This window comes from Salinisphaera japonica YTM-1 (assembly GCF_003788585.1).
Classification (GTDB): Bacteria; Pseudomonadota; Gammaproteobacteria; order Nevskiales; family Salinisphaeraceae; genus Salinisphaera; species Salinisphaera japonica.
Map to the genome: position 1 here is coordinate 1 of NZ_AYKG01000060.1, position 1,226 is coordinate 1,226.

1 protein-coding gene is annotated in these 1,226 nt (G+C 60.6%); it reads left to right on the top strand.

Annotated features, from left to right (window positions below; genetic code table 11):
- Positions 1-164 precede the first annotated feature (164 nt).
- Complete coding sequence (locus SAJA_RS13690; protein ID WP_184999900.1) at positions 165-1,208, top strand: IS4 family transposase; 1,044 nt, start codon at positions 165-167, stop codon at positions 1,206-1,208.
- The last annotated feature ends 18 nt before the right edge of the window (positions 1,209-1,226 follow it).

A 1,226-nucleotide genomic window follows, 5' to 3' on the forward strand; every position in this document is an offset into this window, starting at 1 on the left:
CGGATAGTGCCCTTCGTATCGACCAAAATGCGAAGGCCGTCATGCACGCCAGTGCAGTATTACAGACGTGGCTCGCGTCTGTCTTTTCCAATTTGGACCAGCGTAACGTTCAGACCACCTCCGATGCGGTTTGCGCCTGTCTCAACGGGCAGCGCCTGACGCTAATGGCGCTCGCACGTCATTGGCCCAATTCTCGCCAGATCGCCGCACCGCTCAAACGATTGGATCGATGGCTGAGCAATCAGTCGATGCAAGCGCATCGTCGGGCGATGTATCGCGCCAGTGCGCAACGCCTGGTATCCCGAGATCGACCGGTCATCATCGTCGATTGGAGCGAGCTGCCACGGGATGGCCAATGGCAGTTGCTACGGGCGTCGATTCCTCGTCAAGGCCGAGCCTTGACGCTCTACGAAGAAGTTCATCCGCAGCGCGATCTCAACAGTCGGGCGGTACACGACCGATTTCTCAAGCGTTTACAGCGCGTGTTGCCGGCAACGTGCCGCCCGATCGTGCTCACGGACGCGGGATTTCATACGCCGTGGTTCCGATCGGTTGAAGCCCTGGGCTGGGACTGGATCGGGCGCCTCCGCGGCCGAATAATGATTCGTGGTGATCGCCCACATGCGGCCTGGTGTTCGGTAGCCACGTATTACGACAAGGCACCGATCAAACCGGAATCGCTGGGCATTTGTGATATCACGCGAAGCCGGCCGACCTCGTGTTATCTGGTGCGGACACGGCGCCGGCCGAAGGGCCGCCACCAGACCCGCCGCGACCGACGCCGAGCCGGCGGTGGTAAAGCGGAAAAAATGGCCCGACGATATCGTGAGCCCTGGGTGCTGGCCGCGTCCTGCGGGCTGGCGAACGAAAGCCCGGCCGAGATTGCCCGACTTTACGGGTTGCGCATGCAGATCGAGACGGCGTTTCGTGATCTCAAGTCCCATCAATATGGCAGCGCGTTCGAGGACACACAGACCCGGGTCGGCGCCCGGCTCGAAATGCTGCTGCTCATCCACATGCTGGCCACACTCGTGGCCTGGTTGGCCGCGCTGGCGACACGATCCGAGCACGAAACGCGCTTTCGGATATCGCTACTTAATCGAGGATGGGCGATTTTGCGCCAAACGGCGCAACGTCTGCCGGGTGTCAAAAAACCACCGTGGCGTGCCCTTCAAGCCTATTTGCACTGCTATTCAATATCGGCCTGATTTGTGGGGAACCCTCAG

Coding starts and splice junctions, on each gene's coding strand:
- SAJA_RS13690 (WP_184999900.1), top strand. CDS start 165: ATGGCGCTCGCACGTCATTGGCCCAATTCTCGCCAGATCGCCGCACCG.